The sequence below is a fragment of the Boseongicola aestuarii genome, from assembly GCF_900184815.1.
GTDB classification, from domain to species: domain Bacteria; phylum Pseudomonadota; class Alphaproteobacteria; order Rhodobacterales; family Rhodobacteraceae; genus Boseongicola; species Boseongicola aestuarii.
The window spans coordinates 1-3,466 of the sequence record NZ_FXXQ01000043.1 but is presented as its reverse complement, the minus strand read 5'-3'; the positions used below and the strand labels follow the sequence as shown (position 1 = coordinate 3,466).

The window sequence follows — 3,466 nt, the reverse complement described above, 5'->3', positions numbered from 1 at the left end:
TCCCGTCAGCTTCAGCTCAATCTCACGCAGCAGCTTCAATACATCTTCGTCCGAATGCCGTTTCCGTGCCATTCCATATTCCCCTCTCAAGACCAATGTAGTGGCCCAGTTTTAGGGGGGAAGGACAGTGTCAGTCACGCTTCGCTGGCGACAGAAGTCCAGAGAAGATTACCGTGATATCGCCTTGCCATTTGGTTCGAAGCGATCCGAAAGCGGACCTTCGTACCCATCGCAGCGAACGACGGCTTTGAGCCCAAAGCGGACCTTACCTGTCCGCAGGGTTTGGAGCTACTTTTTGTGGCAGATAAGAAGTTGGCTGGACTTCTAGCAGTTCTACGAGCCAGCCCAGAATACCAAGGGCCATTGCGGATTACGGACCTAGACGAAGCTAAGCCGCCCTTCTGCCTGTAATCTCTGGAATGCTTCGTATGTCCACCGGATTCCGTCCAAAGGTGAAATTGACGGATACGCTCCGAGGTGCTCGCGGATCGGTGCGTCACTAAGGTCAGCAGGTACCGGCAACGGGGTGCCTGTCGTACTGACTTGGTGTTCAGGGATCAGATCAGAAAGTATCTCAATGCCTTCCTCAACCGTCATGCAGGTTCCGTTGAGGTCAAAAACTCTTGCGTCAAATCCATCTTTGCACATCACGGCAATGAAGGCCGCCGCAGCTTCACCAGCATAGAGCCAGCTCAATGGCCCACCATATGATACTTGAAAATGTTGACCGATGGCTGCATGTGCCAGCCCAACGCTAAATTCCGAAGTCATGCCTTGGTCGCGTCCGACACCATAAACGATGTTGGGACGAATTCCGACCGAGGGCACGCCCCAGTCGAGCCAATAGACCTGAGCCGTATATTCATTAGCGAGTTTATAGGCACCGTACAACGTGGCGATCGTCGGACCACCTGGCGGCATACCATGAATTGCAGAAGAGCTGGCATATGCAAGTCTTTTCAACCCATTGTCCCGCGCAGCTTCGAGCACATTGATCGTGCCCTCTACATTCACCCGGGCACCCATTGCCGGGGCAGATTTACAAAACGGGATCATAAGGCCCGCAAGATGGATTATCCCTGTGATCTCGTGACGCTTACAAACGTCGTTGAGACACTCATAATCTGATATGTCACCGGTTTCCCATTCTACGCCTTGCGCGGCATCATCGCCGATCAGCAGTGAAAGACGCCTTCGGTCATCACGAAGATCGAAGGCTACGACCTCAACGCCAGACTGTTCGAGTATGGCGACAGTCCAAGACCCGATACAACCACCCGCTCCGGTCACCAGAACAGATCCGGTTATGCGTTTTGGGTCGACCAAGAAGGGTTCGGTGAGGGACATAATATTCTTCCAACCAAGCCAAATTCACTTTCAGTATGACCGGAGTTCTTATTTTAGTCGACAACCAGTGAATTGTCCGCGCTTGCTTCTTTAGAAGTTCGCTACGTAACGCCCGAATGACTGAGCTCGGGAACCAACATCTTCAATAGCATTTTGCATTCGACGGCTAACCTGGTGATGTCCCACAGGTGTCCAGCGGTTCATTTTACAATAAAACTCAATGTCTTCATCGGAATCCTTAGGATTGCAAATCCGTGTACACCGGTTCGGTTCCGGTAGTCGCCTCCATTTGATTCAAACAATAACCGCCCACTCCCACGCAATCTAGTTCAGCCGACCGTAGAATGTCATTCTGGCGCTCTCGGATAGCTTCACACCGGGCTCTGCGTTGTAGGCCAGAACTGCGAGCATCCGCGCGGTATCGCTCTTATTCGGGGTGACGCGGTGCATAGCGTTTCGTCCACGGAACAAAACCAGGGTTGCCGGTTCCATCGTAAGAACTTGTGGCTGGATGGCCCCGCGAAGCAGGGCGTCCACACCCTCATAGTTCATTTCACCAGCGTCCGCGTCCCGCAGCCCCTTAACGTATTCAAACCGGCTGCCGGCACCGGGTTTCTGGATAAGCAAGGTGATCGCGAAGCTCGAATTGTCGAAGTGCCAACCGAGTTCCTGATCGCGATTGGCGTAGTGCACGTTGATCGATGACAGGCTGTCAGCATAAGGGTGCAACTCGGACTGGCCGGTCGTCGTAGCGACAAAACCCCGAAAGGTCGGGTGATCATATAGAACGCGCAGAGGGGACGTCGCACCGATCATGTCATCACAAACACACCCTTTGGATGACAGGACCTGGCGGTTTGCGGGATGATCGTCCGGATACGCCGGATTGCGTGGTGTGAGATAGACCGAGTGACTCTGGGCGCAGAAGTAGGCGCGGTCCTGTTCGGCCGAAGCCTCGGCGCGCATCAATTCCAGAGCCTCAGGGCGGATAAAACCCTCAAGCACCAAAATGCCCTCGCTATCAAGCTTTGAGCGACACGCGGCGCCATAACCACTTTGGGTGACAGGATGCGTGTTCAGGTCAACAATGTCGTCAAGAGTCATCACAAGGTCCAACAGGAGGTCTTTCATGAAACGTTAGTCTCAATTCATGGCGAATTGGAAGGCGGGCTATGTGACTAAAACCGACTGAGAAAACCTACCTCCGAACCTTCGCCGGCAAATAGCTTCTGCGTTCTACATCCGGAAATTTGTCACCGCTGCGCACGTAATTGGAGTTCTGCGCCAAAGTGCCCGGCGTGAAATCCCACACCTGAGGGCGACCTGTCTGAAGCGCCGTGTTTACTACGGTGCGGGCCGTTTGATTGGCGTGCTTATCGATCGCCAGTGCGTCCAGATCCCATATCTCATGCGCCTTCGCCAAAAGTCTCGCCATATCATTTGATGCGGCCGGATCGGACGCAAGATCATTAAGCTCAAAAGGATCGTCGCTCAGATTGAACAGCATCGTCGGATAGGCGCGTGACAGCACAAGTTTCAGATCCCCGTCTCGCAGCATCACTCTGGGCGCATCTGTCCCTCCGTCCAGATGCTCGACCATAACTGGGTCGTGCTTGGAACCACCATGCAAGAGCGGCACAAGGCTTTGACCATTAAACGGAGTGCATATGGTGCCTGCAGGCGCGCCTGAGACATCAACAAGCGTGGGCAAAAGGTCCAAAAGCGAGACCGGCGTAGCAACCCGCCGTTGCGCGATCCCAAGACCGCCAACGATCAGCGGGACATGGATCGCCGGTTCAAAGAGCGTCTTTTTGAACCACATCCCGCGCTCGCCCATCATGTCACCATGATCGGAGGCAAAAATCACCAGAGTGTTCTCGCTGACGCCAGAATCCGACAACGCGTCCATCAGGCGCCCGAACATCGCGTCGATATGCGAGATCATTCCATAATACCCGCGTCTTGCGCGGGCTGTGGCGTGCACGTCTATGTTGAGCCTCCCCATCTGAATTGGTCCACCGTTATGTTTAGGAAACGGAGGACAGAGAATGGCAAACAAACGACACAAGCCAGAGGAAATAGTTCAGAAATTGCGGCAGGTTGATGTGCTTGTCGGCCA

3 protein-coding genes are annotated in these 3,466 nt (G+C 53.9%); all 3 read right to left on the bottom strand.

The window, feature by feature from the left end; genetic code table 11:
- Window positions 1–378: 378 nt before the first annotated feature.
- Window positions 379–1,347, bottom strand: coding sequence for an NAD-dependent epimerase/dehydratase family protein (locus BOA8489_RS19855; protein ID WP_093976039.1), 969 nt, complete (start codon window positions 1,345–1,347; stop codon window positions 379–381).
- A 324-nt stretch (window positions 1,348–1,671) separates the two neighbouring features.
- Complete coding sequence (locus BOA8489_RS19850; protein WP_245814011.1) at window positions 1,672–2,478, bottom strand: HalD/BesD family halogenase; 807 nt, start codon at window positions 2,476–2,478, stop codon at window positions 1,672–1,674.
- A gap of 67 nt (window positions 2,479–2,545) precedes the next feature.
- Window positions 2,546–3,352: a sulfatase-like hydrolase/transferase gene (locus BOA8489_RS19845; protein WP_093976038.1), complete on the bottom strand. Its 807-nt coding sequence runs from the start codon at window positions 3,350–3,352 to the stop codon at window positions 2,546–2,548.
- Between the last annotated feature and the right edge of the window lie 114 nt (window positions 3,353–3,466).

Bases quoted from the DNA above. Each gene is read 5' to 3' on its own strand.
- BOA8489_RS19855 (WP_093976039.1), bottom strand. From the start codon at position 1,347: ATGTCCCTCACCGAACCCTTCTTGGTCGACCCAAAACGCATAACCGGA.
- BOA8489_RS19850 (WP_245814011.1), bottom strand. From the start codon at position 2,478: ATGAAAGACCTCCTGTTGGACCTTGTGATGACTCTTGACGACATTGTT.
- BOA8489_RS19845 (WP_093976038.1), bottom strand. From the start codon at position 3,352: ATGGGGAGGCTCAACATAGACGTGCACGCCACAGCCCGCGCAAGACGC.